28 protein-coding genes are annotated in these 25,275 nt (G+C 58.6%); 8 read left to right on the top strand and 20 right to left on the bottom strand.

What is annotated here, in order from left to right:
- Positions 1–115 precede the first annotated feature (115 nt).
- Entirely contained in the window at positions 116–301 is a 186-nt protein-coding gene (locus AB9K37_RS08895) for a hypothetical protein (RefSeq protein WP_072708775.1), read from the bottom strand.
- Positions 302–450: 149 nt separating this feature from the next.
- On the bottom strand, positions 451–1,074 hold the full coding sequence (locus AB9K37_RS08890) for a L,D-transpeptidase (RefSeq protein WP_369837362.1): 624 nt from the start codon (positions 1,072–1,074) through the stop codon (positions 451–453).
- A 167-nt stretch (positions 1,075–1,241) separates the two neighbouring features.
- Here AB9K37_RS08890 and AB9K37_RS08885 point away from each other — a divergent pair, with 167 nt between their 5' ends.
- Complete coding sequence (locus AB9K37_RS08885; protein WP_369837360.1) at positions 1,242–1,781, top strand: CAP domain-containing protein; 540 nt, start codon at positions 1,242–1,244, stop codon at positions 1,779–1,781.
- A 15-nt stretch (positions 1,782–1,796) separates the two neighbouring features.
- Here AB9K37_RS08885 and AB9K37_RS08880 read toward each other — a convergent pair whose 3' ends face one another.
- The 7 genes from AB9K37_RS08880 to AB9K37_RS08850 all read right to left on the bottom strand — a co-directional run bounded on the left by AB9K37_RS08880 (position 1,797) and on the right by AB9K37_RS08850 (position 8,069).
- Positions 1,797–2,291 carry a murein L,D-transpeptidase family protein gene (locus tag AB9K37_RS08880; protein ID WP_369837357.1) on the bottom strand — a complete coding sequence of 165 codons (495 nt, stop codon included), beginning with the start codon at positions 2,289–2,291 and terminating at the stop codon, positions 1,797–1,799.
- 84 nt (positions 2,292–2,375) lie between these two features.
- Complete coding sequence (locus AB9K37_RS08875) at positions 2,376–3,149, bottom strand: ion transporter (RefSeq protein ID WP_369837355.1); 774 nt, start codon at positions 3,147–3,149, stop codon at positions 2,376–2,378.
- Positions 3,150–3,173: 24 nt separating this feature from the next.
- Positions 3,174–4,391 (bottom strand): class I SAM-dependent RNA methyltransferase, encoded by a 1,218-nt coding sequence (locus AB9K37_RS08870; protein ID WP_369837352.1) that lies wholly within the window; start codon positions 4,389–4,391, stop codon positions 3,174–3,176.
- A gap of 78 nt (positions 4,392–4,469) precedes the next feature.
- Positions 4,470–5,195, bottom strand: coding sequence for a gamma-glutamyl-gamma-aminobutyrate hydrolase family protein (locus tag AB9K37_RS08865; protein ID WP_369837350.1), 726 nt, complete (start codon positions 5,193–5,195; stop codon positions 4,470–4,472).
- Between the two features lie 8 nt (positions 5,196–5,203).
- Positions 5,204–6,166 (bottom strand): amidoligase family protein, encoded by a 963-nt coding sequence (locus AB9K37_RS08860; RefSeq protein WP_369837347.1) that lies wholly within the window; start codon positions 6,164–6,166, stop codon positions 5,204–5,206.
- Positions 6,167–6,238: 72 nt separating this feature from the next.
- Positions 6,239–7,426 (bottom strand): 23S rRNA (adenine(2503)-C(2))-methyltransferase RlmN, encoded by a 1,188-nt coding sequence (gene rlmN, locus AB9K37_RS08855; protein ID WP_293708220.1) that lies wholly within the window; start codon positions 7,424–7,426, stop codon positions 6,239–6,241.
- Between the two features lie 112 nt (positions 7,427–7,538).
- Positions 7,539–8,069 (bottom strand): invasion associated locus B family protein, encoded by a 531-nt coding sequence (locus AB9K37_RS08850; protein ID WP_369837344.1) that lies wholly within the window; start codon positions 8,067–8,069, stop codon positions 7,539–7,541.
- 172 nt (positions 8,070–8,241) lie between these two features.
- Between AB9K37_RS08850 and AB9K37_RS08845 the strand changes: the two genes are divergently transcribed.
- Positions 8,242–9,240, top strand: coding sequence for an asparaginase (locus AB9K37_RS08845; protein WP_369837341.1), 999 nt, complete (start codon positions 8,242–8,244; stop codon positions 9,238–9,240).
- A gap of 62 nt (positions 9,241–9,302) precedes the next feature.
- Here AB9K37_RS08845 and AB9K37_RS08840 read toward each other — a convergent pair whose 3' ends face one another.
- The 7 genes from AB9K37_RS08840 to AB9K37_RS08810 form a co-directional block, all read right to left on the bottom strand.
- Positions 9,303–10,178, bottom strand: coding sequence for a 3-hydroxybutyryl-CoA dehydrogenase (locus tag AB9K37_RS08840; RefSeq protein WP_369837338.1), 876 nt, complete (start codon positions 10,176–10,178; stop codon positions 9,303–9,305).
- Positions 10,179–10,391: 213 nt separating this feature from the next.
- Positions 10,392–11,318, bottom strand: coding sequence for an electron transfer flavoprotein subunit alpha/FixB family protein (locus tag AB9K37_RS08835; RefSeq protein ID WP_369837336.1), 927 nt, complete (start codon positions 11,316–11,318; stop codon positions 10,392–10,394).
- Positions 11,318–12,076: an electron transfer flavoprotein subunit beta/FixA family protein gene (locus AB9K37_RS08830; protein ID WP_369837333.1), complete on the bottom strand. Its 759-nt coding sequence runs from the start codon at positions 12,074–12,076 to the stop codon at positions 11,318–11,320. The genes AB9K37_RS08835 and AB9K37_RS08830 overlap by 1 nt, the downstream gene beginning before the upstream one ends.
- 265 nt (positions 12,077–12,341) lie before the next feature.
- Entirely contained in the window at positions 12,342–12,914 is a 573-nt protein-coding gene (locus AB9K37_RS08825; RefSeq protein ID WP_369837330.1) for a cob(I)yrinic acid a,c-diamide adenosyltransferase, read from the bottom strand.
- On the bottom strand, positions 12,914–13,126 hold the full coding sequence (locus AB9K37_RS08820; RefSeq protein WP_072708804.1) for a twin transmembrane helix small protein: 213 nt from the start codon (positions 13,124–13,126) through the stop codon (positions 12,914–12,916). Before AB9K37_RS08820 ends, AB9K37_RS08825 begins: the two co-directional genes overlap by 1 nt.
- 67 nt (positions 13,127–13,193) lie before the next feature.
- On the bottom strand, positions 13,194–14,024 hold the full coding sequence (locus AB9K37_RS08815; RefSeq protein WP_369837327.1) for an SDR family NAD(P)-dependent oxidoreductase: 831 nt from the start codon (positions 14,022–14,024) through the stop codon (positions 13,194–13,196).
- A gap of 59 nt (positions 14,025–14,083) precedes the next feature.
- On the bottom strand, positions 14,084–14,617 hold the full coding sequence (locus tag AB9K37_RS08810) for an SH3 domain-containing protein (RefSeq protein ID WP_369837324.1): 534 nt from the start codon (positions 14,615–14,617) through the stop codon (positions 14,084–14,086).
- Between the two features lie 166 nt (positions 14,618–14,783).
- On the opposite strand from AB9K37_RS08810, the gene parC reads away from it, so the two are divergent.
- Complete coding sequence (gene parC, locus AB9K37_RS08805; protein ID WP_369837321.1) at positions 14,784–17,039, top strand: DNA topoisomerase IV subunit A; 2,256 nt, start codon at positions 14,784–14,786, stop codon at positions 17,037–17,039.
- Positions 17,040–17,070: 31 nt separating this feature from the next.
- On the opposite strand, the gene AB9K37_RS08800 is transcribed toward parC, so the two are convergent.
- Complete coding sequence (locus AB9K37_RS08800) at positions 17,071–18,516, bottom strand: PLP-dependent aminotransferase family protein (protein ID WP_369837319.1); 1,446 nt, start codon at positions 18,514–18,516, stop codon at positions 17,071–17,073.
- A 54-nt stretch (positions 18,517–18,570) separates the two neighbouring features.
- Between AB9K37_RS08800 and AB9K37_RS08795 the strand changes: the two genes are divergently transcribed.
- The 3 genes from AB9K37_RS08795 (at position 18,571) to AB9K37_RS08785 (ending at position 20,430) form a co-directional block, all read left to right on the top strand.
- On the top strand, positions 18,571–19,221 hold the full coding sequence (locus AB9K37_RS08795) for a pyridoxamine 5'-phosphate oxidase family protein (RefSeq protein WP_369837316.1): 651 nt from the start codon (positions 18,571–18,573) through the stop codon (positions 19,219–19,221).
- Between the two features lie 79 nt (positions 19,222–19,300).
- Positions 19,301–19,732: a large conductance mechanosensitive channel protein MscL gene (gene mscL, locus AB9K37_RS08790; protein ID WP_369837313.1), complete on the top strand. Its 432-nt coding sequence runs from the start codon at positions 19,301–19,303 to the stop codon at positions 19,730–19,732.
- Positions 19,733–19,971: 239 nt separating this feature from the next.
- Positions 19,972–20,430 carry an Lrp/AsnC family transcriptional regulator gene (locus tag AB9K37_RS08785; protein WP_072708818.1) on the top strand — a complete coding sequence of 153 codons (459 nt, stop codon included), beginning with the start codon at positions 19,972–19,974 and terminating at the stop codon, positions 20,428–20,430.
- Here AB9K37_RS08785 and AB9K37_RS08780 read toward each other — a convergent pair.
- The 3 genes from AB9K37_RS08780 to AB9K37_RS08770 form a co-directional block, all read right to left on the bottom strand.
- Positions 20,427–21,077 carry a DUF1523 family protein gene (locus AB9K37_RS08780; RefSeq protein ID WP_369837311.1) on the bottom strand — a complete coding sequence of 217 codons (651 nt, stop codon included), beginning with the start codon at positions 21,075–21,077 and terminating at the stop codon, positions 20,427–20,429. The two genes, AB9K37_RS08785 and AB9K37_RS08780, sit on opposite strands and share 4 nt — an antisense overlap.
- A gap of 66 nt (positions 21,078–21,143) precedes the next feature.
- A complete protein-coding gene (locus tag AB9K37_RS08775) occupies positions 21,144–22,349 on the bottom strand; it encodes an aminopeptidase P family protein (RefSeq protein ID WP_369837309.1) in 1,206 nt (401 codons plus the stop codon).
- A 223-nt stretch (positions 22,350–22,572) separates the two neighbouring features.
- Entirely contained in the window at positions 22,573–23,613 is a 1,041-nt protein-coding gene (locus AB9K37_RS08770) for an NAD(P)/FAD-dependent oxidoreductase (protein WP_369837307.1), read from the bottom strand.
- Positions 23,614–23,669: 56 nt separating this feature from the next.
- On the opposite strand from AB9K37_RS08770, the gene mnmD reads away from it, so the two are divergent.
- Positions 23,670–24,347: a tRNA (5-methylaminomethyl-2-thiouridine)(34)-methyltransferase MnmD gene (gene mnmD / locus AB9K37_RS08765; RefSeq protein ID WP_369837305.1), complete on the top strand. Its 678-nt coding sequence runs from the start codon at positions 23,670–23,672 to the stop codon at positions 24,345–24,347.
- A complete protein-coding gene (locus AB9K37_RS08760; RefSeq protein ID WP_369837303.1) occupies positions 24,344–25,219 on the top strand; it encodes a DMT family transporter in 876 nt (291 codons plus the stop codon). The genes mnmD and AB9K37_RS08760 overlap by 4 nt, the downstream gene beginning before the upstream one ends.
- The last annotated feature ends 56 nt before the right edge of the window (positions 25,220–25,275 follow it).

Here is a 25,275-nt window from a genome sequence, read left to right as displayed (position 1 = left end):
GGAGTGAATTGGGGCCCCGCCCCAAGAGAGGGGCAAAGCCCCTCTGCCCTATCGGGAAAATGAAAAAGGCGGTGGAAACCCACCGCCTTTTTCTTTGTTAGTGATCTGTTCGAAATTACTTCGAAGCAGCTGCAACCAGGACAGCAACCAGGATCAGCGGAACAACCAGACCTGCCGACGACGACGAGGTGGTTGCTTCTTCCACGACTACGGGTGCTTCGATTACGGGCTCAGCCATCGAGCCAGCAAATGCAGTCGAAGCGGTGGTTGCCAGAGCGGCTGCCAGAACGAGTTTCTTCATAGTATCCTCCAGTATAAGCTTGCCGCCGCGGTTCATTGAGGACAGCGACAAGCACCCAAGACTTACCTCGTACGAATTTTCTAACCAGCTATCTTGGGCAAATGCAAACTTAACTTGTCGGAGGTTTCAATGAGTTCGCCTTGATGTCGTCAAATTAGCAACACTTGCGTTCCGACCTTGGTCAATTCGAACAGCTGCGCAATATGCTCGTTGTACAAACCGATGCATCCGTTTGACGATCGACGACCGATTTTCCGCGTGTCGTGGGTGCCGTGGATCCGGTAGTAGGTCCAGCTCAGGTACAGCGCGTGGGTGCCCAAGGGGTTTTCGGGGCCAGGCCCAATAAAATCGGGCCATTCGGGGTTACGCTCTTTCATCGCGGGTGTCGGGGCCCAGCTGGGACCGTCCACTTTTCGAATGACTTCAGTGCGACCACGACGGGTCAAATCGTCAGTCAGCGGGACACTTGTAGGGAAGAGTTTGTAAACGCTTTGGTCTTCGGACCAGTAATGCAAAGCACGACTGTCGATATCGACCAAAATTGCGCCGTTTCGTGTGTTGCTGAAATACGGCTGCCAATCCAGCGTACGAAAACTCGAGATGTTCCGGCGTACACCTTGTTCAATTGAACCTTCAAGCTCGACAGTGCCGGCACCATTTACTGCGGAAGTGCTTTGCGCCAATGCAGGTGCCGCCAATGCAGCAACGCCGCCTGCGATCCCGCTCGCCAAGAATCCACGACGCGATAGATCTTGTCCCTTGCGATCAGCCATGCTCTACCTCCGGATGATCAGATATTTTGATAATTTAAGCCATCTTTATGGTGGAAAAGCCGCAGTCGCAAATCAAACCACCGTAAACTCGCGGAGATTGGCCTACTGTGGGTTTGAAACAGCATACCCCAAGGGTTAAGGCTGTGCCAAACAACCGAGGGGCCCCTATGTTCCGCCTACTTCCAATTCTGCTTAGTTTTCTCGTCGTTCTTACCGCCTGTGCGCCTGCGCCAACTCCGCCTCGCATGGGTCCGGATGGCAAACCGTTGCCACGTCTCTACCGGATCGGCTCTGGTGACGAAGCCCGCATCCAGTACAGCGTGCTTGACTCGGTGAACGCTCTGCGCACTGCGGCGGGCAAGCGTCCCGTTTCGCTTGATGCGCGCCTGAACGCCGCCGCCGAGACCCATTCCCGTGATATGGCCGTACAGAACCGTCCTTGGCACTTTGGCTCTGACGGCTCCTCTCCGATCGATCGTGTGCGCCGCGTGGGCTACACCGGCCACTTTGTGGGCGAGCTGATTTCCGAAACCTACGAGACAGAGACAGAGACTCTGGCAGCCTGGGCCGAAGACCCGGTCACGCGCAAGGTTCTGCTGTCCGAAGACGCAAACCAGATGGGCTTTGCGTGGTTCCAAGAGAGCAACGGCAAGATCTGGTGGACCTTGGAACTGGGTGCAATCGGGCCGCTACTGGCAACGCAGTAATCGGCCCGCTCTGCTTTAAGGATAAATTGAGATCGGGGTGTCGTCGCGCACCATGGCGTAGATGTCCTCGATCTCTTTGTCCGTGACCGCAATACACCCAGCGGTCCAGTCATCGCCCCAATTGCGATAGGGTCTAGGACGCCCGTGGATAAAGATGTCCCCACCCGGCCGCTTTCCCTGCGACTTCGCATATTCCCTGTCTGCTTCGTTCGGATAATCGATCCCGATCGACAGGTGGAATTTGCTGTTCGGGTTCCTGCGGTCGATCAGGTAGTGCCCCTCTGGCGTTTTACCGTCCCCTTCGAACTGCTTGTGACCTGCAGGGGTGTTGCCCAAGTGGATGTCGTAAGCCTTGAGCACCTGCGTGTGATGCAGCAAGTACATCTTGCGCGCCTCTTTGTAGACGACAACGCGCGTGACTTCTGGTCCGTTATAGGTCTTGAACTTACTACTGCAGGCGGCCGCACCTAACAAAAGCAGCGCGCAAAGCGCCAGCTTCAAAAAACGCATGTCTCACTGCCCTTATGCTTGTTTCTGCATTCGGCCATACACGATTCATGCCAGCTTCAGTAGTAGGCCAGACCTGACTCGGGCTTATTGTGAACTCAGTTTGTCGAGTTTCTTTTCGATCGCCTCGAGCCGCGCAAGAACAGCTTCGCGATGGTCATCGGTTGCGCGTGTCTTATCCTCGGAATGGGCGTCCTGCATCGAGTTCACGATCAGACCGACCAACAGGTTCACCACGGCAAAGGTCGTCAGCAGGATAAAGGGCACAAAGAACACCCAAGCGTAGGGATAGACCTCCATCACGGGGCGGACGATGCCCATGGACCAGCTTTCCAAGGTCATGATCTGGAACAAGGAATAGGCACTCAGTGCGAGTGTTCCGAACCAGTCAGGGAACGCCTCTCCGAACAGCGTCGTCGAGATGACAGCGCCAATATAGAAGATGATCGCCATCAACAGAAATACGCTGCCCATGCTTGGCAGGGCTGAAACCAACCCCTCGACCACACGGCGCAGACGGGGCGCGGCAGAGATCACGCGCAGCACCCGCAAAATGCGCAGCGCCCGCAAAGCAGAGACCGAATGCCCGCCGGGGATCAGAGCGCTGCCCACGATGACCGCGTCAAAGATATTCCAGCCATTTCGGAAAAAGCGGATGCCGTGGGCATAAAACTTCGCCGCAAGCTCAAGCACAAAGATCGTCAGGCAAATCCAGTCAACCAATCGCACCAGCCATCCGATATTCGCCATGACGGATTCAGAGGTCTCAAGTCCCAGCACTACGGCATTGATCAGGATCACCCCGATAATTCCGTTGCGCACCGCGGGGTGCGCCAACCAGTTTGCCAACGTGTCTCTCATAGGCCTGTCCCGTTTTCGTTGCTCTTAGGCGCGATCGAAGCGCGCCGCCAGTTCCACATGGGAAGACCAGCGAAACTGGTCAACGACCTGCACCCAATTCAGGCGATAACCTGCCTTGACCAGAACGGCAGCGTCGCGCGCAAATGTAACGGGGTTACAGCTGACATAGGCAATCACGGGGATTTTGGTCTGCGCAATCTCGGCCACCTGTGCCTGCGCGCCCGCGCGGGGCGGGTCTAGGACAACAGCGTCCAGCTTCTGCATGTCGGCAGCGATTACAGGGTTGCGGAATAGATCCTGCACTTGGGCCTTCATCTTCTTCAGGCCCTTGGCGTTCCGCCACCCCAGATCGAGCGCTTGGATCATCTCGCGTACGCCTTCTAGGGCCCATACCTCGGCCTTGCGAGCCAGAGGCAGGCTGAACGTCCCGCACCCGGCAAAGAAGTCAGCGACGTAACCTGCATCACCAACTGCTTCTAGCACGGCCGCACGTAGGACATCCTCGCCGTGTCGCGTTGCTTGGAGAAAAGAGCCAGCCGGCGGTGTCGCCAGAATGCCATCGAACTCCTGCGCTGGCGGGTGGCGCAAAGCCACCGTCTCATCGTCCCAAGCCAAACGCGAGAGCCCCAGCTTTTCAGCCAAAGGACCCAGTTCCATGCGCAGCTTGTCGTCCAAAGGTTTGCCACCTGTGACCAGCACATCCAGCTTGTTCTGGGTCAGAGAGATCGTGACGCTCAGCTCCCCTTTACGACTGCCGCCCACTTTGGCCAGCTCGGCCACAATCGGGCGGGCGGCCAGCAATTCGGGATGCAGCAGCGTGCAGCCATCGATCTCGACAATCTGGTCAGAGCCGCGCACGTGGAAGCCAACCTGCGCGCCCGATTTTGTGCGTCGTGCCGAAAACACAGCGCGGCGGCGCGAAGCGGCGGGCGACGTCTCGATCCCGCGAATCGGAGCATCCAATCCCTGAGCACGCAGGGCAGTTTCGACCACGCTGATCTTCCACTTCGCCACGAAGTCATCACTGGCATGCTGAAGGCTGCACCCGCCACAGCGCTTAAACCGCGGGCATGGGGCTTTGACGCGGTCAGAACTGGGCTCGACAATGCGAGGGGTTTCCATGCGCTCGCCCGTGATGTCGCCTTCGACACGCTCACCGGGCAAGGTTAGGGGCGCGTAGATTGGGCCGGCGGCTATGCCGTCGCCATGAAGTCCCAAACGTTCAATGACAATCTCGGTCACGGGCGCGCTCCTATCGTGTGGCTGGCTGTTTGCAGGCACCTACCCGCTTCGCCACCTCAGGCCAAGAGGCCCCGCGCTTTATGCGGGGTCCAAACGCACGTGGGTATCGACCGCCTGAAGCTGCTTAAGGTCTTTGCGATAGGCACGTGCGGCCATGACAAGCGAGCGGAATATTCGGCGCTGACGCCGCGCATATATCAGATGCTCGGGGTGCCATTGGACGCCTAGGGCAAAGGGCTCTTTAATGCTTTCAATGGCTTGGATCATCCCGCCGGTGTCCCGCGCCGCTACGCGCAAGCCGTCACCTACCTTGTCGACCGCTTGGGAATGCAGCGAGTTTACGATCATGGGCTGCAAGCCGGCGATTCGCGACAGGCGCGTATTGTCATCGACCCAGATTTCCTTGCGCGGCAGGATCGTCCAGCGCTTTTCGCTGCTGGTGTAGACCCCGTATGCGTCCTGATGCAATGTGCCCCCACGGGCCACGTTGATCATCTGGCTGCCACGACAAATCCCCAAAACAGGCATCCCGCGCGCGTTGGTATCCTCGACAATCTGGCGCTCCAGCGCGTCGCGGTCGTGGTCCAGACGGGCAGAGGTCACAAGTTGGCCACCATAGATGTCAGGGGAAATATCATCCCCGCCACCAATGATGACGCCATCCACCTTGTCTAGATCGGCGGGACGGCCAGCGCCCCAGCGCACAGCTTTACCTCCGGCAAACCAGACGTTCAGAGCGACCAAGGGAAAGATCCTCCAGCCCGAACGATTGGACGTTGTTACAGCGATAATAGGGCGTGTCATACGTCACCTCACGCCAGTCCATGCTTGGAGAGAATGTCGCCAGACCGTTCGGCCCAAGGCTGGCGCGACAATGTAATTGCACCGTGCTTCTCGAGCCAGGCATCCGACAGCTCTGTCAGAAGATCATCCTTGGCGGCGACCTGTTCGACCAGCAGCCAGCGGTTCCATTCAGTTTCCAGCGACCATGCGTCTTCGTCAATCCGGCTGTCGGGCAAACGGAAGTGATAGGTCGGGCGACCAGAAATGCCATCAACTTTGTCGGCGCCGATGGAGTCGACCAGAATTTCTGGCCAGAGCGCCTTGAAGATCGGCAGCATATCGAGGCCACGGTTCCGATCAGGGCAATGTCTGGTGTAAGTTTCAACCAGCGCTCGATCTGACGGTTCAGTACCGAGCAGGATCAGCTCTTCGACCAGTGCGGTGGGATATGCGTCGGTCCAAGGCAATACGGTGCGCGTTGCCTCAATAGGGCGCGCCTCGCGCATCCAATCCTCGATCAAAGCATAAGCGAGCAGCGGCTTTAGCACGGCCGAGGGCGTGTCTTCGACAATCTCAACGTTCAGGTGAACGCCGAAACCGTAGTACCAGCCGTCCCCGCTCCCCTTAGCGCCCGCGTCTTTCAAGGCACCGAGTGCGCGGTTCAACTCACCCAGTTGTTTCAGGGTGAGTGGGTCGGTGACCATCTCGACGGGGATCACTTCTCGACCCAGTTTCAGGCCCAGATCGCGCAGCATGGACTTGTCGGCAGTGCGGTAAACGGTATCGAGATACACCTGAATGTCGCCAAGGCTCGACCCGGCGACCTTCCAATCATTGTCTTTGACGCGCTCGGCGGTGCCTCCAAGAGACTCTGAAAGAATGTGTGCGGCCTGCTCTTCGTTCAGGTCAGCAAATTCGACTTCAACGCCGATATGTCGTTCCGCACCATCTACCGTTACAGGCGCAGGCAGCTCTTGAAAGTGTAATGTCATATTTCGCCCTCGCTTATTGACCAAACCAACATGCGAAGGACGGAATTTGTTCCATGACAGTCTGTCGCAGAGTTAACCGTTTTGGGTTTCTGCTTCGATCTGCGCGCGCGACTTGCGTTGGCGCTCTGTCGCGGACTTCAGCTGACCACAGGCTGCCATGATGTCCTCGCCACGCGGCGTACGGATCGGGCTGGCGTAACCGGCTTTGTAAATGATGTCGGCAAACGCCTCGATGCGTTCCCAGTCAGAGCGCTGATAGGGCGAACCGGGCCACTCGTTAAACGGGATCAGGTTGATCTTGGCAGGGATACCCTTGATCAGTTTGACCAGACGGCGTGCATCCGCATCGGTGTCATTCACGTCCTTGAGCATCACGTATTCAAAGGTGATCCGCTCAGAGTTCGACAGCTTGGGATAGGCGCGCAGGGCGTCCAGCAGTTCGGTGATGTTCCAACGCTTGTTAATCGGAACCAGCTTGTTGCGGGTCTCGTCCTCGGTCGCATGGAAGCTAACGGCCAGCATACAGCCGATCTCTTCGGCGCATTTTGCGATCTCGGGAACAACACCGCTGGTGGACAAGGTAATGCGGCGGCGCGACAGGCTGATGCCTTCGCCATCCATCGCGATCTTCATCGCGTCACGCACGTTGTCGAAGTTGTACAGCGGCTCGCCCATGCCCATCAGCACAACGTTGGACAGCAGACGAGGACCCGCATCGCCAGTACCGACACCGGGCTGGGGCCATTCGTCCAGATCATCACGCGCCATCATGATCTGACCCACGATTTCGCCTGCCGTCAGGTTCCGAACCAACTTTTGCGTGCCAGTGTGACAGAACGAGCAGGTCAGAGTGCACCCGACCTGAGAGCTAACGCACAGCGTGCCGCGATCGGTTTCGGGGATGTAGACCACCTCAACCTCGTGACCGCCCGCGATCCGCACCAGATATTTGCGGGTACCATCCAAGGACACCTGCTTGCTGACCATCTCTGGGATTTCGATGACGAAATTGTCGTCCAGCTGCTGGCGATAGGCTTTGGCCAGATTGGTCATCGCCCCAAAGTCACGCACGCCCCACTGATAGACCCACTGCCAAATCTGGTTCACGCGCATCTTGGCCTGCTTCTCAGGCGTGCCAATCGACAGCAACGACTCGCGCAGCTGATCCCGTGTCTGCCCCACGATGTTGACTTTGCCGCCCTCGGGCAGCTTGCGGGGAATGGTCATTACGTCTTGAGTGATCGGTGCAGAGGCCGTCATTGCGCTAATCCTTTGGGCTGAGCGCGCCTTTTAGCGGATTCGTTACAAAAACACAAAAGGAACCGAACACGTGGGTGTCCGGCCCTTGTCATGGCAGTTATGCGCGGCGCGTTTACTGGTTACAGCGTGTCGCCGCATCCTCGACTGCGGCAGTAAAGCCGGTCAGCGAGAAGGTATCTGTCGTGGTCGTCCCGCGGGACGAAATGCCAACGACGGTCGCGGTCGCGCCGCGCTTCATCGCGTTGACGATTTTGTTGTCCTCGGACTGGTTGGGCAGCCAAGCCCATTCGCCCTGCGTGAACATCTCGAACTTCGTTCCGCCGATATCGACCGTCACCGTCGAGCCGTCGCGGAAGGGATAGCCCCCAGAGAACGCCACTTGCTGGCTCACACTTTGCGCGGGGCGGAAGAACACCATCAACTGGATTTCACCACGGGTCGCGTTCACTTCACGGCCGTCACGCGTGTTTACGATCGACTTAGGAATCGACACAGCCCAACATTCCGTGGGGTTTTCTCCGGTATAGACGTACCAGTCTTCTTTGGCGGCCACCTGGTTATTCGAAACCTGCTGAGCCGTCGCACCCGCAGCGCAGACAGCAAAAAGCGCCCCGAAAACACCACGCGCGAATAATGATTTCATACGTCCAGCCTCCAAGCTGACTTGCCTCTTCTTTTCGGTCTATCCTGCGCAAGAAGCGGATGCTTTTGCGCGCGGACCGTTTGCATCTCGACGACCGGACTGTAGCTTAAAACATCCTAAAGGATAAAGCCCCCATGGCGGCTTTCCGCCATCACCAAACGGAGTCGTGAATATGAACAATCCCGCCCCTTTGGCAGAGCTCTGGCGCAACGGAATTCTGGAAAGCGTGCACTACGGCCATGCGGTCATTTGCGACGGAACTGGCCAAATCACAGAGGCTTGGGGCGATCCTGACGCGATCATCTATCCCCGCAGTTCAGCCAAGATGATACAAGCGCTGCCCCTTATGGAGTCAGGGGCCGCCGACGCGGTCGGTCTCGGCACCGAACAACTCGCGCTGGCCTGCGCCTCGCACCAAGGACAATCGCAGCACACAGACCGAGTCGCCGCGTGGCTCGATACAATCGGACTCGGCGAACGTGACTTGCGCTGCGGTGTGCAGCCGCCCTCTGATACCGAAACGCGACATCGTCTGCGCGACTCTGGCAAGACGGCCTGCCAACTCCACAACAACTGCTCGGGCAAGCACACGGGCTTTTTGACCCTCAACCGGCACTTGGGCGGGCACAGCGAATACATCGACCCGACCCATCCCGCTCAAACCGCCTGCAAAGACGCGTTCGAAGAAGTTACACAGATGGAAAGTCCGGGTTACGGGATTGACGGATGTTCTGCGCCGAACTTCGCAACCTCGGTCCTTGGGTTAGCGCGGGCGATGGCCAGTTTCGCAACCGCCCACCAGCGCAGCGATACCCGTAGCAAGGCCCAAGCCCGTCTGCGCAACGCCATGTTCAAACATCCCGAACTCGTCGCCGGAACGGGCCGCGCCTGCACAGAACTCATGTCTGCGGTGACCGCGCCCGTCACCATCAAAACTGGCGCCGAAGCTGTCTTTGTCGCAATGCTTCCTGACCAAGGCCTCGGCATCGCTCTCAAAATCATGGACGGCGGCACGCGGGGTTCAGAATGCGCAATCGCTGCGCTCCTCGCCCGCCTTGGCGTTCTGGACCCGAACCATCCACTCGCCCAAGTCCGCTTGAACAAAATCCAGAAAAACTGGCGCGGAATCGACGCTGCGGTCATCCAACCGGCCAAAGGTCTGCTCGCCTGATCTTCTCCTTGGCAAAATACCCCCGCCGGAGGCAAAAAAAGGGGCCGCTCAGGCCCCTTAAATCACCGCGTCGGAACAGGCGTCTCGCCCCGATAGTCGTAAAAGCCCCGCTGGCTCTTGCGACCCAGCCATCCGGCCTCGACATATTTGGTTAGCAGCGGACAAGGACGGTATTTCGTGTCCGCCAGACCATCGTGCAGCACGTTCATGATCGCCAAACATGTATCCAAACCGATAAAGTCAGCCAGCTCCAGCGGCCCCATCGGGTGGTTTGCCCCCAGCTTCATCGACTCGTCGATGGAGCGCACGTTTCCGACCCCTTCGTACAGGGTATAAACGGCCTCGTTGATCATCGGCATCAGGATACGGTTCACAATGAACGCCGGGAAATCTTCGGCGCTCGCCGCGGTTTTGCCTAGATTTTCGACCACCTGCAGGCAGGATTTGTAGGTCTCTTCGTCCGTGGCAATACCTCGGATCAACTCGACCAACTGCATGATCGGCACAGGGTTCATAAAGTGGAAACCCATGAACTTCTCGGGGCGGTCGGTCCGGCTCGCAAGCCGCGTGATCGAGATCGAAGAGGTGTTTGACGTCAGGATCGTGTGCGGCTGCAAATGCGGCACCAGATCCTCAAAAATCGCAACCTTCACGGTTTCACGCTCGGTAGCCGCCTCAATCACCAAATCGGTCTGGCCCAAGTCCTTTAGCTGAAGGGTCGTCGCAATCCGGCCCATCGCTTCTTCACGTTCAGCTTCGCTGATCTTCTCGCGGCTGACTTGGCGATCCAAATTTTTGCGCACGGTCGCGATGCCACGGTCCAACGCTTCCTGGGAAATGTCGTTCACCAGCACCTCGTAGCCCGCAAGCGCACACACGTGTGCGATGCCGTTCCCCATTTGGCCTGCCCCGACAATACCGACTTTTTTCACTTCCATAGAAGAGTCTCCTGTGGTTTCCGCCAGAGGATGGACCGCCCCTGACGCCCATGCAAGGGCGGTTACCACCCGTCTAGCACATAGATTTTTTCATTGCTGCAACCACGCCGATCACGATTTTTTCTTGCGCGACCGTGTAGAGCCAGCCCCCCACACAAGGAAAAAGGCCCGCCAAGCGGCGAGCCTTTGATCCGTTTCATAAAATCGAAGCGATCAGAGCTTTTCGGTCAGCTCAGGGACAGCTTCGAACAGGTCAGCGACCAGACCGTAGTCTGCGACTTGGAAGATCGGGGCTTCTTCGTCTTTGTTGATCGCGACGATGACCTTGGAGTCTTTCATGCCCGCGAGGTGCTGGATCGCACCCGAGATGCCGACAGCAACATAGAGTTCCGGCGCCACGACTTTGCCGGTCTGACCAACTTGCCAGTCGTTCGGCGCAAAGCCCGAGTCCACGGCGGCGCGCGATGCGCCAACAGCCGCGTTCAACTTGTCTGCCAGCTTTTCGATCATGGCAAAGTTCTCTTCGGAACCGACGCCGCGGCCACCCGACACAACGATGCCAGCCGAGGTCAGCTCGGGACGATCACTTTCGGCCAGCTTGTCTTCGACCCAAGAGGACAGGCCCTTGTCGCCCGCGCCCGAGATGGTCTCGACCGCTGCCGAACCGCCCTGACCTGCTGCGTCAAAAGTCGAGGTCCGGATGGTGATGACTTTGGTCGCATCCCCAGATTTCACGGTCTGGATCGCGTTGCCAGCGTAGATCGGACGCTCGAAAGTATCCGCATCGACGACTCCAATGACGTCGCTCAGGATCATCACGTCCAAAAGCGCTGCAATGCGGGGCATCGCGTTCTTAGCTGCCGCGGTCGAAGGCGCAACGATGTGGCTGTAGTCACCAGCCATCGACAGCACCAGATCCGCCAGGTTTTCTGCCAGATCGTGGCCATAGGCCGCGTCGTCAGCCACCAGAACCTTGGCTGCACCGTCCAGAGTGGCCGCTGCGGCGCCCGCATCGGCAACACCTTCGCCAGCCACCAGAATGGTCACATCGCCCATCGCCTTGGCGGCGGTCAGGGCCTTTGCGGTTGCGTCAACGGCCAGTGCGCCGCCCGCAACTTCTGCGATCAGAAGAACAGCCATTATACAGCTCCTGCTTCTTTGAGTTTCGCCACCAGCTCGTCAACCGAACCCACTTTGATGCCGGCTTCACGCGCCGCAGGCTCACCGGTTTTCACGATGGTCAGGCGGGGGGCGGTGTCGACGCCGTAGTCTGCTGCTGTCTTCTCATCCAAAGGCTTCTTCTTTGCCTTCATGATGTTGGGCAGCGACGCATAGCGCGGCTCGTTCAAACGCAGGTCAGCGGTGATGACTGCGGGCAGCTTGACGCTGATGGTCTGCAGTCCGCCATCCACTTCGCGGGTGACTTTCGCTGCATCGCCGTCGATCTCGACGTCCGAAGCAAAGGTCGCCTGACCCCACCCCAACAGCGCCGACAACATCTGGCCGGTCGCGTTCATGTCATTGTCGATGGCTTGCTTGCCACACATCACCAGACCGGGTGCTTCTTCCTCGACGATCTTTGCGAGGATTTTCGCAACAGCCAGTGGCTCGATGTCGGTGTGGACATCATCTGCTGCGGTCACGAGGATCGCGCGATCCGCGCCCATCGCCAGAGCTGTGCGCAGGGTTTCCTGGCTCTGTTTCACACCGATCGAGACAACAACGATCTCGTCGGCTTTGCCGGCTTCCTTTAGACGGATGGCCTCTTCGACGGCAATCTCATCGAAGGGGTTCATCGACATCTTTACGTTTGCGAGATCGACACCCGAACCGTCCGCTTTTACGCGAACTTTCACGTTGTAGTCGATCACGCGTTTGACAGGCACCAAAACCTTCATTTGCGTGTCTCTCCCATTGAGTTCATGGACACTCTACCGTGCCCTTATCCCGTTCGTCTCAGCCTTGATAACGGTTCAGGTCAGGCCGAAACAGAGCAAAAACGTCACGTTAGCGCCATCGGACGCCGCGTTTCGAATGATTTATGCTGCGCCGCAATGCACATGGCGAGTCGTCCCATGGTCCTATGCGACGAATCTGCCCAGTCCCGCGCTTTCTGCTTTGCCTAAATACTCATCAGCACAGGACGCACCGCAGCCGCGACATTCAACGATTGGCGCCCGGCACCCACAAGACATCGCCCGCGCCGTTCTGGTTGGCCGCCCGCGACGCAACAAAGAACCAGTCACTCAACCGGTTCAAGTATTTCACAGCAGCGGGGTTCACCTCTCCGACACCAAACAGCTCGACGGCCAAGCGCTCTGCGCGCCGCGCAACGGTGCGGCATACATGCAGGTGCGCCGCCAAAGCACTGCCACCCGGCAGGACAAAGCTGCGCAGAGGGGCCAGATCAGCGTTCATCTCGTCGATTTCCGACTCCAGACGCGCGACTTGGGCATCGACCATCCGCAGCGGCGGGTATTCGGACTCTGCGTCCTTGGCCATGTCAGGCCGGCACAGATCGGCCCCCAGATCGAACAGGTCATTCTGGATGCGCATGAGGCGCTCGTCCATGATCCCCTCGGCATTCAAACGCGCGACACCGATCACGGCGTTCAGCTCATCCGAGGTGCCATACGCCGTCACACGCAGCGAATGCTTGGCCACGCGGCTGCCATTGCCAAGCGCGGTTTCACCCGCGTCCCCGGTCTTTGTGTAGATTTTGTTCAGAACAACCATCACTGCCCTCCGAATTTCTGACGGATGTATACGAAGCCGACGATCAGAATCACCGCTACGAATTGCGCTGCCACGCGATAGCGCATGATGCGGTTGGCGTGCTTGCGGTTAAAGTCGCCGCCCTTGGCGAAGCTTCCGATGCCGAACATCAAGATGCCCAGAACGATCAAGCACGCGATCGCGACGACGTAAAACAGTGGATCATTGGCCATAATAGGTTCCTTTGATGTTTCCCCGCAGATAGGCGGTTTGCGTCAAAAAGCGAACACGCAATTTGCCTCAGCCTCCTGCGGTCACCCTGTCCAAAAGTCGTGTGGGCAGGATACGCCTAAGGATGTTTCCGATATAGGTCGGAGTGGTCACGAAATAGCGCGGGTGCGGCTTCTCTGCTTCTAGCGCATGGATCAGCTTCTTGGTCACCGCGCTGGCGGGCAGTTCGAACTTGTCGGGGCCTCGGTCCTCGTACAAGCGCTTGCGCAACTGACTGCGGTACTGATCCGCACGCGGTGAATTTTCCCAGTCGATCCACTTCTCGAACTTCGGAATCGCGTTCTGCCGGATCCTAGAGGTGATTGGACCGGGCTCTATCAGGATCACATGAATGCCGCTGCCGCGCATCTCCAGACGCAGTACATCAGTCAGCCCCTCCATCGCGAACTTGCTGCTGACATATGCCCCGCGCCACGGCATCGCGACCAGCCCAAGCACGGAAGAGCAATTCACGATCCGCCCGTGCCCTTGCTTGCGCATGATGGGCAGCACTAGTTGCGTCAGGTCATGGGGTCCAAAGAGATTGGTCTGGAACAACTCTTCCAGCCCGCCGCGCGGTAGATCCTCGACTGCGCCGGGCAGTGCGAAGGCACCATTGTTATAGAGCGCGTCCAAAGTGCCGCCTGTCGCCTCCAGCACCTCTGCCAGCGCGCTGCGGATTGAATCCGGATCAGCATAGTCCAGTTGGGGAGAGTCAAAGCCCTCGGCCTTCAGGCGTACGCAATCTTCGGCCTTGCGGCAGGACGCGAACACCCGCCATCCTCGCGCCTTCAAATCATGCGCTGCGGCGTAACCGATGCCGCTGGAACTGCCTGTGATTAAAATAGAACGTGCCGCCATGTAACCTCCAAAACCTGGCGGCACCATGACGGCACGATCCGAGGGAATCAATGCGTGGCTTACTGTGCAGCTTCGCTAACAAGCCAGTCCGCCATCCAGCCGATGCGACCTGTAGATACAACCTGCAGTTTGAGCCAACCGTTGCCGGGGGTTTGCAAAACTTCGACTTCGTCACCGGCACCCAGACTGGACACCACACTGAACTGTGTTCCAGGTCCCTGACGCATGTTCACGCGACGTCCGGTTACCTTACGAATATCTCGGGGCGACACTTCGGTATCAGTCAGCGCAGTATCGACCGCGACAGCCGGCATGACAGTCGCATCAACGGCCGTCACTTCCTTCATCAATGCAGGGGTGTCCGCTGGAATGTCCATGCTGGCAAGTGTGATATCCACCTGTTTCTTTGGCTCAGGCTTACGCATTCCCATCATTGGGATATCTGGAACGATAGCTTCGGCTTCCACCGTTTTCAGCGGGGTCAGATGCTGCACCTTGGCGGTGGCTACCTGCGGTTGGAAATTGCTTCCACCGCTCAACTCGTAAAGAGCAAATGCCAAAAATGCAAAAGTCACGACGATTAAGCGCCACATTGTTATATTACCTAGATTTAATGAAATTCGAAAATTCAACATATAATACCGGAAATGGTTCCATTTTACTCGCAGATAATTTTTACAAATTCATTGCGTGAATTCCTGACCTGCGAAGAATTCTACGCGCTTTACCGTCCCTCGGCGGCGCTGTACTACAACTGCCATGAGCGACATCGACGACGACACAACACCAGAGCAGCCCCGTTCCTCGACCGAGCCTTTACGCCGGGCGCTGGGGTCGCGATACCTGCAATATGCGCTGTCCACTATCATGCACCGGGCCCTGCCCGACGCGCGTGATGGTCTGAAGCCTGTGCACCGCCGCATCCTGTATGCGATGCGGGAACTGCGGCTCAGCCCGAACGGACGCTTCCGCAAATCATCCAAGATTTCGGGCGACGTGATGGGCAACTATCACCCCCACGGGGATGGCGCGATCTATGACGCGATGGCCCGACTAGCGCAGGATTTCAACGTCCGTTATCCGCTGGTCGATGGTCAGGGCAACTTTGGCAACATCGACGGGGACAACCCTGCGGCGAGCCGATACACAGAGGCCCGTCTGACCGCCGCCGCCGAAGCCCTGCTGGAGGGACTGAACGAAGACGCCGTCGATTATCGCGACAACTACGATGGCACGCTGCAGGAACCTGTTGTACTGCCCGCAGCCTTCCCGAACCTGCTGGCCAACGGCGCCAGCGGTATCGCGGTCGGCATGGCGACCAACATTCCGCCCCACAACATCGACGAGCTGGTCGCTGCATCCTTGCACCTGATCAAGACGCCGGATGCGCGGGACGAGACTCTGCTGAACTATGTGCCCGGACCGGACTTCCCGACCGGCGGCATCATCGTCGAGCCCAAAGAGAACATCCTCAAGGCCTACGAGACTGGCCGTGGATCCTTCCGCCTGCGCTGCAAGTGGGAAGTTGAGGATCTGGGGCGCGGCACTTGGCAGATCGTTGTAACCGAAATTCCTTATCAGGTCGCCAAGTCCAAGCTCATCGAAAAGATCGCCGAAGTAATCCAGACCAAGAAGGTTCCGCTCTTGGCTGATGTGCGTGACGAGTCGGCTGATGACATTCGCCTGATCCTCGAGCCACGGTCCAAGAACGTCGATCCGGAAATGCTCATGGGCATGATGTATCGCAACAGCGATCTGGAAATCCGGTTCAGCCTGAACATGAACGTGCTGATCGATGGCGTGACGCCCAAGGTCTGCTCGCTCAAGGAAGTTCTGCGCGCGTTTCTGGATCACCGCCGCGACGTGCTGCAACGCCGCTCGCGTCACCGCCTGGCCCAGATCGACAAGCGTTTGGAAGTTTTGGAAGGCTATATCATTGCCTTCCTCAACCTTGATCGCGTGATCCAGATCATTCGGACCGAGGACGATCCCAAAGCCGTCATGCTCGCCGAAGATTGGGGTGGCGGCGTCTTCCTGAACGAAAATCAGGTCGAAGCAATCCTCAACATGCGTCTGCGCAGCTTGCGCAAACTCGAGGAAATGGAGCTTCGCAAAGAGCGTGACGATCTGCGTCTAGAACGCGAAGGTCTGGTCGAACTGCTTGGCAGTGACGAACTGCAGTGGGCCCGCATTGCGGAACAACTGCGCGAAGTGCGCAAAGAGTTTGGAAAAAAGACTGCTCTTGGCGCCCGCCGCACCCAGTTCGCCGAAGCGACCGAAATCGAAGAGGTCCCGCTGGAGATGATGATCGACCGCGAGCCGATCACTGTCGTCTGCTCCAAAATGGGCTGGATCCGCGCGATGAAGGGCCATGTGGCGCTGGACTCGAAGCTGAAGTTCAAGGACGGCGACGAAGGGCGTTTTGTCTTCCACGCGGAAACCACAGATCGCCTACTGGTTCTGGGAACGAATGGCCGCTTCTATACCGTGTCGGCAGCGAACCTGCCTGGCGGACGCGGCATGGGCGAACCGCTGCGTCTGATGGTAGACCTTCCGAATGACGTCGAGATTGTGGACCTGTTCATTCACAAGCCCGGTCGCAAATTGCTGCTGGCCTCTAGCGCGGGTGACGGTTTCATCGCCCCCGAGGACGATCTGGTCGCGCAGACCCGCAGCGGCAAACAGGTGCTGAACGTCAAAGGTGACGTCCGCGCCAAGATCTGCAAAACCGTCGATGGCGACCACGTGGCGGTCGTCGGCGAGAATCGCAAGGTTCTGGTCTTTGCAATCGAAGAGCTGCCCGAAATGTCCCGCGGCAAAGGCGTCCGTCTCCAAAAGTACAAGGATGGCGGGCTGTCAGATGCCACCACCTTTACGCTGGCAAATGGTCTGTCGTGGAAGGACCCCGCAGGCCGCACACGCACAGAAAACGACCTAGCGGAGTGGATCGGCAAACGGGCGACCGCAGGGCGTATGGCCCCGCGCGGCTTCCCCCGCGACAATACTTTCACTTGATGATACGGCGCCTTCGGGCGCCGTTTACGTTTCAGCGCCCCAATTCCTGAAGCATCGCAATCAAGGTCTTTGCCCCCTCCTCCAGAACCTCTGGAGCAAAGGCGGTGTAGCCCAAAACGAGCCCCTGCCGCGGCTCTGGCTGAGTGCTGTAGGCCGACAAAGCCCGCAAGGTCAGCCCCACTTTGGCCCCCGCCGCAGCGATCACCGTATCATGCACGCCCCTCATCCGAGGCCCCAAAGTGCAGCACAGGTGCATCCCCGCATCCTCGGCGTGGGCAATGATCCAGTCTTCGTGTCCGGCCAAAGCGTTCCGCAGAACCTCTTGGCGTTTGGCATAGGTCCGGCGCATCCGGCGCAGGTGGGTCGAGAACCCTCCGCTCTCCATGAACCCCGCCAAAGCAGGCTGTGGCACGACAGAGGCCCGCGCTCCCGTCTCTGCCATCGCGCGGAACAGACCCGGCAAAGTGTGTTCCGGCGCCACCAAATACCCTAAGCGCAAAGCAGGGCTCAGCAGTTTCGAAAAGCTGCCCAGGTAGAACACGCGCCCTGCCCGATCCAGACTTGCCAAGGCCGGCAACGGCTGCCCACGATAGCGGAATTCACCGTCATAGTCGTCCTCAATGATCCATGCGTTTGACTGGCTGGCCCACTCCAGCGCCGCCGCGCGCCTCGCCAAAGGCAGGGTCGCACCAGTTGGGTACTGCCGAGACGGGGTCAAAACGGCCAGCTTCGCGCCCTCGGTCGGGGCATTTGCGATATCCAGCCCTTCGCCATCTACAGGGCAGGCTCGAACCTTCATTCCAGCACGGATCAGAGCCGCGCGCATTGGGGCAAAGCACGGGTCTTCGATCACCACAGGATCACCTGCCGCCAAGAAAGCGCGCGTGATCAATTCAAATCCCTCTGTCGCGCCGGACGTGATAACCACCTGCTCTGGTCGTGCTTGGATGCCGCGCCATGCGGACAGATGCGCCGCAATCTGCGCGCGCAAGGGCATCCAGCCCATCGGGTCCGGCACTCCCGTCAGCGCGGGGTGGGGATAACGCCACGTCCGCTCCAGATGCCGCGCCCATTCCACATGGGGGAAGCTCTCTAAATCCGGCAACGCGGGCTGGAACGGGCGCAAGGGTGGAGGCGGCGGCGCGGGCGGCGTACGCAACTGCTCTGGCGGCAAAGCAGGCATGTCGGGCAGATCGTTGACCACATACGTTCCCGCACCGCGCCGCGTTTCCAGATAGCCCTCTGCAATCAACTGATCGACCGCAGTCAGCACCGTGATCCGCGAGATCGACAGTTCTGCCGCCAGCATCCGGCTCGCTGGCAGGCGCGCACCCGGGGCGGCTTTGCCTTGCTGGATCATGTCGCGCAGCGCCTCGGCGAGTTGGACGTGCAAAGGCGTTGCGGCCTCGCGGTCCAGAGACAAAGCAAACAGGGCGGCCTGAAAATTGGATATACTATGTGCGGATTTATTGGTCATTTCGATAGGTCCAATATCGCGCTACTCATCAGGCAACAAGACAGGAATAGACCCATGACCCCGACAGAGCGCACCCGCCTGCGCCGCGAGCACCAGCGCGGCAGCTACGACCCGCAGTCCATCTACGACATTTTAGACGCCACGACCCAATGCAGTGTCGGGTACACCATTGATGGCAAACCCTACGTCACGCCCACCTTCCACTGGCGCGAAGGTAACCATGTATACTGGCACGGCAGCTCAGCCAGCCGCATGCTCCGCAAGACAGCTGATGCCGAGGTATGCCTGAGCGTTCAGATTATTGACGGCTATGTCATGGCGCGCTCTGCGTTTCACCACTCGGCCAACTATCGGTCCGCGACCCTGTTCGGCCGCGCGTTCAAAGTGCCCGAGGAGGAGAAGGCCGCGCGTCTTGATGCCTTTGTTGAACACCTGTGGCCCGGCCGGACCGAGGTTCTGCGCCCCATGCAACCGCAAGAAATCAAGGCGACGACAATTCTGGGTCTGGAAATCACAGAAGCCAGCGCCAAGGCCCGCTCGGGTCCGCCGGTCGACGATGACGCCGATTATGACCTGCCGATCTGGGCCGGTATTATTCCGATGACCCAAGTAGTAGGTGCTCCGCTCGCGGATCCACGCAACTTGCCTGACCTAACGGCACCGGATCACATCCTCAATTTCACGCCTGATCGAACGTCAAAGTGATTTTTGTTGAAACATCTGGCACAATGCGATCGTTAACCAGTCACACGGGCTAGCGTAGCCCGCCAAAGGAATGTGCGAGATGTTTAAAGAATTCCAAAACTTTATTGCCCGCGGCAACGTGATGGACATGGCTGTCGGTATCATCGTTGGCGCGGCGTTTACCGCAATCGTCCAGTCGATTGTTGCCGACCTGATGAACCCGATCATTGCACTCTTTACCGGTGGTATCGACTTCTCGGGTTGGTTCTACTCAATGGACGGCAACGAATATGTATCCCTTGAAGCCGCCAAGGAAGCAGGTGCGCCTGTTTTTGCAATCGGTAGCTTTGTGATGGCTGTTATTAACTTCCTGATCATCGCCTTCGTGGTGTTCATGATGGTCAAGGGTGTGAACCGAATCAAAGAGTCTGCTGCGAAAAAAGAAGAAGAAGTCGCCAAACCCGAGGAGAAACCCGTCACTCCACCGGACATCGCACTTCTGATGGAAATCCGCGACTTGCTGAAGAAATAAAAAAGGGGCCGGTTCATCAACCGGCCCTTAGTCTTTGGATCGGTCAGAAGGACCGCCAAATTCGGTGAACATCATGCAAAGGCGGAAAGTAAATGGGCCTGCAACCGGAACCCGTTTCGCCCGCATTCTTCATACTACCAAGGAACGACGGCACATCGCTTCGAATTCGCTGTACCCTGTCTCTGAAATGCGGCAATTTCTTCGCCAAATCTAAAATTTGACGCAAGAATCTGGATCAGATGACCCTCGACCCGACAGATCGCCGCATCCTTCATACCCTGCAACGCCGCGGGCGCATCTCGAATGCCGAACTCGCCGATGCGATCCACCTGTCGGCCTCGGCCTGTCACCGCCGCGTGCAGAGGCTGGAAGAAGACGGCTACATCAAGGATTACGTCGCCCTTCTGGACGCACGCAAAATGGGCGTGCCAGCGACCGTATTCGTTGAGATCACCTTGCAGACACAGGCCGACGACGTGCTAGAGGCCTTTGAGACCGCCGTCAGCCGCGTACCCGAAGTATTGGAATGCCATCTGATGGCAGGCAAAGCGGACTACATCCTGAAAGTCGTTGCCGAAAACACTGAAGATTTCGCCCGCATCCACCGCCAGTACCTGACCCGCCTACCCGGCGTCGCACAGATGCAAAGCTCTTTCGCCCTTCGGACGGTGTTCAAGACCACCGCCCTACCGGTTTAATCACCCTTGCCGCGCCACCAACGGCGCAGACGTGCACCGATGCCGTTGGAATAAGTGTCTACGGGCTGCATCTGATCCTCTTCGCTGTCGAAGACGGGGTCCAGACGGCGCGCCTTGAACCTGCGCCAACGGGCAAAAATCGCAAGGAACAGGACAGCCAGAACGATCAGAATAATGATCGAGGTCCACGGGATGACGCGGACATCAGGACCTGCCACGACCTTGAGGCTGGTGGCGTTCGGATAGATCGAGATGAACTCGTTGCGCCAACCGTAGTGGCGGATCGCGACCCAAGTGGGGTTCGCCTCGTTGCTCTTGGAAATCAGGTCACTGGCACGTGCCTGCAGGTTCGCAGTGTCGAACTTAAAGTAAGGCGGCCAGCCCCAGCCGGTATCCTCGTTGCGATAGATCATCGGCTCGCCATCCTCGCGGAAGGCCTGGATAAAGAACACATCGCGCGAGGCCGACAGCGCCTGCTGCTCCGTCTCTGGCGAGGCCCAGAAGTACTGGTTCACATTGGTGAAGTCCTGCCGCTTTTCATAGGTGTCGGTGATCCGAACAATGTCCGTCTGTGGCAGTGTGTAGTGCAGGAACCCAGCCACAAGCACCCAGAATAAAATGGTAATCGTCCAACGAATGTAGGCCAATGTCAGAGCCTCCGGAAATGTCTTTGGCGCCACACTGACGGTCAGGGGCGCCAAAGTCCAGTGGGGTTAGCCCACCACGTTGGTCTCGGGACCGTAGGGATAACCGGTGATGTTTTCCGCGCCATCCTCGTTGATGACCAAGATATCATGTTCGCGATATCCACCCGCACCCGGTTGATCGTTCGGGATCGTCAGCATCGGCTCCATGCTGATCACCATGCCGGGCTCCAGAACGGTGTCGATATCCTCGCGCAATTCCAGCCCTGCCTCACGGCCATAGTAGTGCGACAGAACACCAAATGAGTGCCCGTAGCCAAAGGTCCGGTACTGCAGCAAATCTCTCTCGGCAAAGAAGGCGTTGATCTGATGGGTGACCTCGGCACAGCTGACACCCGGTTTCAACAGGGACATCCCGTATTCATGGGCAGCCACGTTGGCCTCCCAGATTTTCAGGCTGGCGGAGTCCACTTCCTGCACGAACAACGTCCGCTCTAGCGCAGTGTAGTAGCCGGAGATCATCGGGAACGTGTTCAGCGACAGGATATCCCCACGCTCCAGCACGCGCCCCGTCACAGGGTTATGCGCGCCGTCCGTGTTGATCCCCGACTGGAACCAGACCCAAGTGTCCCGATATTCCGCATCAGGAAAGCGATTGGCGATCTCCAATTCCATGGCATCACGGCCCGCCATTGCGACATCGATCTCGCGCACACCTGCCTTGATCGCATCACGGATGGCATAGCCCCCCACATCGGCGACCTGCGCCCCATGCCGGATCAGAGCAATCTCGGCGGGCGACTTGTGGAACCTCTGCTTCATCACGGCGGCAGCAATCGGGACGACTGACGCGGGCGACAGGAAGCCCTTCAGTTTCTCCATACCCTGCAGTGTCAGGTGATCTTCTTCATAGCCAATCGCCTTGCCCGAGCCAGACAGCTGCGCGATCGTGCGCCAGAAGTTATCCCTTTGCCAGTCGGTGTAGGTGATGGTGTCGCCATAGCAGCGGCGCCACGGTTGACCCGCATCAATCCCTGCACTGACAGTCACGCTCGTTTCGGGCGTGACGACCAACCCGTAGGGCCGGCCAAAGGCACAGTACAAAAATCCAGAGTAATATGCGATCGAGTGCATGGACGTGAACACTGCCACATCGACCCCCAGATCAGACATAATCCGGCGCAGTCCGGCTAAACGGACCTCATACTCTTCGGTAGCAAAGGGAAGAACGGCTTCGGTGCCGTTGTGAAAGCGATAGTTTTCGGGACGGTCCAATTCAGACCTCCTTTTCCTCAAAAGAAGGTCCCGGCGTACAGGACGAACAAACGCGTCTTGGTGGGCGACGCCATCGCCCCGCGTTACGCCGGAGATTGCCAGATTTCCTCATCCTGACAAGCCCTCAAACACCGCCCCACACAGATTTTCGCAGCCCGTTCACTTCGCCTGCGCACCGTGCGGCTTCTTTTTGCAAGAAATACTCAATGGCGCGGCAGTCACCTCAAAGGTTGTCTTCGACACGGAAGCCCTGCGGGATGCCATCGCGTCCCTCCAGCACCAGATCTGCCATGACCCGCGCCACGCCGGGTGCCATGCCAAACCCGATCTTGAATCCGCCATTCGCAATGAACTGACCATCCGCATCGGGCAATGCCCCCAGCATCGGCGCACGGCTCTTGGCCCGCGGACGGACACCAGCCCACCGCGCCAGAACAGGGGCTTCCGCCAACTCGGGCAAGGCTGCCCGCGCGCGTTCAATCACCGTCTCCAGCTGATCATCCACCGTGTCCGGCGCGTCAAACTCCCGCTCGCTGGTTGATCCGACCGCCACGGTCCCATCCGCATGCGGCACGATATGCAAACTATCCGCATAGAGTTGCGGCAGACCGCTTCGGTCGAGATCGAACAAGGCCGCCTGCCCTTTGACCCCATTCCCGACCGACTTGCCGTACTTCTCGGACAAGGCTTTCAGACCCCACCACCCCGTCGCATGGATGACAGCGCCCTCTTCGGGGCCCTCGGTCACGATTTCTCCGCCCTTGGCCTGAACAGCCGCGACAAGGGCATCGCAGGCCTGCCGCGGATGCATCCGCCCACTTAATGTGTCGTGGATCAAGTAGCCCGTCGCAGACACTGGTGCCCAGTCCCCCGCTTCGGCCCTTGGAATCACGCGCCAGACGGCTTGTCCTTCCCATAACTCGGCGGCAGACACCTCACGCGCTTTGGCCAATGCCAAGGCACGGTCGTCCGCAATCGGCTGCAACCGCCCGTCCCGCGCATGGCCAGCAGACAAGCCCCCCGCCTCTTGGACCTCTGCCCAGAACGCCCCCGCAGCGAGCAGTGAACGAAACTGAAAGTCCTTTTTTGCATTCCAGTTCTCTGGCGTATGCGGCGCGAGCGCCCCTACAATTCCGCCTGAACTCCCAGCCCCCGGCCCAAAAGGATCAATGACACGCACCTTGGCCCCGCGCCGCACGCATTCCCATGCGATCGCCAGACCAAAGGCGCCCGCCCCGTACACTGTGATTTCGGCCATTGCCAAAACTCCGACTTCCCGCCAATTCTCGGCTATTGCCCCCTTCGCTAAAGGATTTTTCCATGCAGAGCCAGAATGCTGCCGAGCTGGATTGGCGCGATGGCACGATCCCAGTGTCTCGCCAGTTCGACGATCCCTATTTCTCGATCGAGAACGGCATGGCCGAGACAGCCTATGTGTTCTTGCAAGGCAATGGCCTACCTGACCGTTTTCGGCCTGACTTCCATATCGCCGAACTGGGGTTTGGCACGGGTTTGAATCTGCTGATGGCACTGTCCCTCTGGCGTCGGTCGGGACAAACGGGCCGCCTGCATTTCACCACCTTCGAAGCCTTTCCCATGGCCCTGCCCGATATGATGCGGGCGCTGGCTGCATTCCCCGATATCATGCCCTTGGCCGAAGAACTGTCAGATCAATTAGGCACGCCTCGGTTCGAGACCGCTGATCTGTCGTTCACCATGGTCCAAGGCGATGCCCGCGAAACCCTGCAAAATTGGCAGGGTGCCGCAGATGCGTGGTTCCTTGACGGATTCTCACCGGCCAAAAACCCCGAACTCTGGGAAGCATCACTGATGACCGCAGTCGCGCAGCACACGAAGGCAGGCGGAACCGCAGCCACTTATACTGCCGCAGGCTTTGTCCGTCGCAATCTGACCGAAGCAGGCTTCACCGTCGAACGCATCCCCGGCTACGGCCGCAAACGCCACATGACCATCGCCCACATCCCAGAGGCCAAATGACACAGCAAAACACCCGCCTCGGCATCGCACTGATGGTCCTGACCACCTTTATCTTTGCGGTGCAGGATGGCCTGTCGCGCCACTTAGCGGAAAACTACAGCGTCTTTATGGTCGTTATGATCCGCTACTGGTTCTTTGCCGCCTTCGTGATCACCATCGCGACCCGCAAAGCAGGCGGCCTTCGCGCGGCTGCCGCTACCAGCCAGCCTCTGGTCCAAGGCTTCCGCGGTCTTCTCCTCGCGTTCGAAATCTGCGTCATGGTCACGGGCTTCGTCTACCTCGGCCTCGTAGAAAGCCACGCCGTCTTCGCCACCTACCCACTGCTGGTCGCGGCCCTCTCTGGCCCCGTACTAGGCGAATCCGTCGGATGGCGCCGCTGGTTGGCCATCGCCATCGGCTTTGTCGGCGTGCTCATCATTCTAGAGCCCGGCTTCGGCGTTTTTTCTCCTTACGCTCTCATCCCTCTGGCCGCTGCCTTGATGTTCGCGCTGTATGGTCTGCTGACCCGCTATGTCGCGCGCAAAGACAGTTCGGCGACCAGCTTCTTCTGGACTGGCACGACTGGCGCGGTTGCAATGACCGCGATCGGCATCTGGTTCTGGGAACCGATGACAGCGCCAGATTGGGGCTGGATGATCACGCTTTGCCTAACAGGGGCAGCAGGCCACTATACTCTGATCAAAGTCTACGAGGTCGCCGAAGCAAGCTCGGTCCAGCCCTTTGCCTACCTGCAACTCGTCTTTGCCTCGACCCTCGGCATTCTGGTGTTCGGCGAAACCATCCGCCTGAACGTCGCCATCGGAGTCGCAATCATCCTATGCGCAGGGCTCTTCACCCTCTGGCGGGCACAACAGCAGGCACAAAAGGGTTAACCCAGCTTCTTTTTGCCCCAAATACTCAAATTCAAAAACAAAGCGAGCGGCCTTTG

The organism is Donghicola sp. XS_ASV15 (assembly GCF_041224595.1).
Taxonomy (GTDB): Bacteria; Pseudomonadota; Alphaproteobacteria; order Rhodobacterales; family Rhodobacteraceae; genus Donghicola.
Note: the sequence above shows the minus strand (reverse complement) of the source record. Positions and strands in the feature narration are given on the sequence as shown.